A 583-nucleotide genomic window follows, 5' to 3' on the forward strand; every position below is an offset into this window, starting at 1 on the left:
CCTTGAGCTGGCTATTGTCTTCTATTTCTTTACTCTGCTTTACAGCATATGGATTTACCTGGACAACGCTGATTCCGTTAGAAACCATCCATGCAGCCAATGCAAACCAGTAGTGGCCTGTCGGTTCAAGACCCAGCACTATCTGTTTCTTATCGTTTTTTGCCGCAAGTGCCAGCACCCATGCCTTGGCATTCGCAAAGCCTTCTGAAGTATTGCTAAACTCGAATGCCCCGCTGCTTAGCTCTCTTCCTCTGACATCGATTGCCCTAATATAATGAGTCTCACTGCCTATATCGCATCCTGCTATAAGCATGTCATCCGTAATGAAGGAGAGTTTATCGTTCTTAGCAAACTTACCATTTGTTTCCAAGTCTCGCCAAGTATAGGATCTCAGTTCTTTTTTAATCACCTCTATTTTTATGCCCAATTCTTCTTTTGACAGAAGCTTTATTGCCTGATTTTCTACATTTACTTGCTTTTTTATTCTTGTTGCTTTAACATTCATCTTGAATACCTCTTGTGTTTTTAGATTTTACCAACTGGCAGGTCAGTAATAATCTAAATTTACTTGAGGTATTCTTTT

General features: G+C 40.0%; 1 protein-coding gene. It reads right to left on the reverse strand.

Annotated features, from left to right (window positions below; translation table 11 throughout):
• On the reverse strand, positions 1–505 hold a 505-nt coding region (locus M72_RS14865), incomplete at its 3' end, for an IS110 family transposase (RefSeq protein ID WP_141652765.1).
• Positions 506–583: the final 78 nt, after the last annotated feature.

It is taken from the genome of Roseburia faecis (assembly GCF_001406815.1).
Classification (GTDB): domain Bacteria; phylum Bacillota; class Clostridia; order Lachnospirales; family Lachnospiraceae; genus Roseburia; species Roseburia faecis.